This window comes from Oleiphilus sp. HI0123 (assembly GCF_001635315.1).
This window is the reverse complement of the sequence record NZ_LWGE01000216.1, coordinates 1-3,516: the sequence shown is the minus strand read 5'-3', so window position 1 is coordinate 3,516 and position 3,516 is coordinate 1. Positions and strand designations below refer to the sequence as shown.

Genomic DNA, 3,516 nt, shown 5'->3' with positions numbered 1-3,516 from the left:
TGACCTATTGGTTAACTACCGAAGAACAGAACAACTTCGCGAGTCTTTGCTAACAAAACAAGTTATCTCACCCACGGACTAGCTCAGCTATCCAGGATTTTATAACGTCCGACACGCCAATCGTCTAATCCGGACTTATACCATCGCGAGAAGCGACTATCTGAAGGACCGCCTGCCAAACAAGTATGTAAGCTTGACTCGCCCATATCAGCAATCAAACGCACCGATGGCGCGAAACTGGTGTCACGCCCAGCGCTACGATAAACCTGACCTTGGTGAGGCGTTGCCCGCCCGCCCAGCAAGGGTATCGACTCAGTATCAAAACCGAGAAAGGTCGGCAGCTTCCCTTGGAATACAATATTGTTCAAAGCAATAGTATTCACCTCTCCCCAACTCTGATTATGCTTCTTCGATAACGGCTCCTTTAGTGCTTTGAGTTTATTGAAGGCTGAAAGGTAGGCTTCATCGCGTGTGATATCGCAATACCAGGCAGATTTATCGCTCACTAATATACGGTCAAAATTCTGATAGAAATCGATAAACAATCCACTATCCTGGGATAAGTGCTCAATCACATCGCCACCCAAACCTATCCTCTGCAAACCAAAGACTTCTTTTCTCAGTAAATCATAGAATGCCTCAAAAACTGGAGCGCCTATAGAGTCCAGGTCATAACGGTGATCCCATTGCTTAAGCATCTGATAGAGTTCACCTCTTTCACCATTTGATTCCAGCAGAGGCAATAGAATATCTAGAAACAACCCTGCTTGCTTTGAATAAACGTCCATCTGCAGAGCTTTCATTGATTCGATATCGTGCGTTTTATGGCTCGCCAATACCTCTTCAATTCTACTCGCTCGGTAATCCCCCATCGGCATATTAATTGGATCAACACGCCCCAGGTGGTTTAGATCCTGATTCGCCGTGACTAAATAGCCATTTTCGGGATTATAGGCACAAGGCAAGTCTTCTATATCCACCAGACCCTGCCAATCATTGTTTGAATCACAGCCCGATATTGGCACAAACCCATTCCAACCAGCACAGCGCTTAGGCATTAGACCCGACATCTGATAAGCAATGTTATCCTCAGAATCAGCAATCACCCAGTTCCAGGCTGACTCGATCTTACCCAAGGTAGCCATTGCCTCTGCAGCTGAAGACATATCCCCCATCTTCAAGGCAGCCATAATAGACGCAGCACCTGAATCTGCAGCAGCCCAACGCGTAGCAATGTAATGACCCGCGATAGCCGGATCACCTTCGAGTACGCCATGCTTATTCTCGTAATAACAAAGCTCAACATCCGCTGACTTTTTCCGTTTTATCACCTCTCTGCGAGTAGCGAAATCATGCCAAGCACCGTCTTTCCGATACTGCCCACCCTTACAATCTTCTACCCAACTATCTACCGTATCCATGAAGGTATAAGTCACTCCCCAGGCAACCTGCTTATTGCGACCAACCAACACACCAGGCAAACCGGGCATCCCCATTCCGATTAGCGAACCGCCGCTCCATGATAAGCTTTGCTCACACCAAACATTGGGCAAACGATTTACTTCCAGGTGAGGATCATTGGCCATGATTGCTCGCCCAGATTTTGTACGGCTGCCTGCGACAACCCAATTGTTAGACGCCATCATTCTAGGCAAGGCCTGATTCCAGATCACTTCACGCGGAACAATTCGTTCCTGAAGCTGAATACTCTCCACCAGTTCACGGTCAAAACGCTTAACGTCAATGGGAAATAGTTCAGCCAGAGCTTCTGTAGAGACGCCTGATTGCGTCAATTCAATAAAGAAACGTTCTACTTCCGCCTGCGATTGCGCCAAAGTCAGGTAGCTCGTCATTCGCGATATAAGAATAATATCCTGCACTTTCCAAGGTTCTGCCTGATAACCCAAGAGCTTCATTAAAGAAAATTCACCGGCTGAAAAGCCCGCATTGACACCATCACAGTAGGATTGAATCTGTGATAGTGAGACGACATCGAGCTTATTCAACTCTTGCGTTAAATTGCCATACCAATTTGCTCGCCTAAAGAACTTATCTATTGCCAAAGACTCTTCAGTATCCGAAAGCAGCTCCGTTAGCCGACCCTGCCCAAGTATCCGCATCATTAGCAATTGCGTGCCACGATCTATTGCATGCGCATAACCGCTCCCCCAAAGGGCGTCCTTGAAAGATGATGCTTTGACATGAGGCACTCCAGCCTCATCACGATTAATCGACAAACCTGAAGGCTGAGGCCCGCGAACTTTGATACGTCTCTTATTAAACATCTATGCACCTCGGACTAAAACAACATTTAAATTCCCATTAAAGGGAATATATAACCCAAAATGCATTTTTTCAACATAAATTCCCACTCATGATCACTTATATTCTTTTTTATTATTGAAACGAATGATTTAGATCTCTTTAGGCATTAGAATCCCTAGCCATAGATAGGCCCATCAATTTAACGGAAGAGAAATGGGAAGAAAGAGCTTAAAAGTAGAACGAGTCAGTGAAATCCTGGATGCCTTTGAACGCTGCGTCGAAACGAAAGGACTGCAAGGTATGACACTGGATATGGTTGCTGAAGAAGCTGGCATGGCCAGGAGGATGATTCGTCATTATGTCGGTAATCGCAAGGAGCTTATTGAAGCTGGTGTAAAGAGAATTATCAGCAAGTTTGAAGACAGTGTTCAACAAAGCATGAACGTAGCTGAACCGGAAAAGCGTTTTGAAGCGGCTTTTGACTACATATTTAGCGAAGCGTTTAACAACCTACCGGCAACACGTCTGGTGGCTGCCTTGTTACCCGTAAGCCTTTACGACCCAGATGTACAAGCGGCAGTGAAGTCTATCTACGACTTCTTTCTGCTAGGGCTAAAGCAGGAACTAGCCGAACTAAACCCTAACATAGATGAAAAAGAGCTTGAGCAAACAGCCTACTCCATCATGTGTTTATCATTTGGTGGAGGCTGGATGGGGAACATTGGCTTCGACCCAAAGCTCAACCAAAAGAACAAGGAACTCGCAAGAGGCTTAGTTCAAAAATTGGGGCCAGAGTAAAAACAGGCATTTTTACTCTGACCTGAATTATCATTCTTTCCATTCGAAACCTTTAAACTGCTCTCGAATCACCTTTTTATCGAGTTTTCCCGTTGCCGTATGCGGTAATTCTTCAACGAATTCACAAGCAGTGGGTATCCACCAGCGGGCAACTTTTTCGTTAAAGAAAGACAGGATCTCTTGCTCATTTAGTGCTGCATTCGGTTTTCTAACCAACAACAACAAAGGACGCTCCGTCCATTTCTCGTGAGCAACACCAATCACTGCCGCTTCAGCCACATCTGGATGATTCATTGCCAAGTTTTCTAGTTCGATACTGGATATCCATTCTCCACCCGATTTAATAATATCCTTGGTCCGGTCAGTAATTTGCATTCGTGATTCGGTATCCAAATAGGCTACATCACCTGTTTCGAACCAACCACCCGGAGCAAATTCACCCTCCAACTTATG

The 3,516-nt window shown here is 45.5% G+C and carries 2 protein-coding genes and 1 pseudogene; 1 reads left to right on the top strand and 2 read right to left on the bottom strand.

From position 1 onward, the window contains the following. Window positions 1-83: 83 nt before the first annotated feature. Complete coding sequence (locus tag A3761_RS02055) at window positions 84-2,285, bottom strand: penicillin acylase family protein (protein WP_068553526.1); 2,202 nt, start codon at window positions 2,283-2,285, stop codon at window positions 84-86. A gap of 193 nt (window positions 2,286-2,478) precedes the next feature. Here A3761_RS02055 and A3761_RS02050 point away from each other — a divergent pair, with 193 nt between their 5' ends. Beyond that, a complete protein-coding gene (locus tag A3761_RS02050) occupies window positions 2,479-3,063 on the top strand; it encodes a TetR/AcrR family transcriptional regulator (protein WP_068514680.1) in 585 nt (194 codons plus the stop codon). Between the two features lie 30 nt (window positions 3,064-3,093). Here A3761_RS02050 and A3761_RS02045 read toward each other — a convergent pair. Beyond that, a pseudogene (locus A3761_RS02045) lies at window positions 3,094-3,516 on the bottom strand (long-chain fatty acid--CoA ligase); the annotation flags it as partial.

Excerpts from the sequence above, each read along its gene's own strand:
- A3761_RS02055 (WP_068553526.1), bottom strand. The coding sequence starts at position 2,285 with ATGTTTAATAAGAGACGTATCAAAGTTCGCGGGCCTCAGCCTTCAGGT.
- A3761_RS02050 (WP_068514680.1), top strand. The coding sequence starts at position 2,479 with ATGGGAAGAAAGAGCTTAAAAGTAGAACGAGTCAGTGAAATCCTGGAT.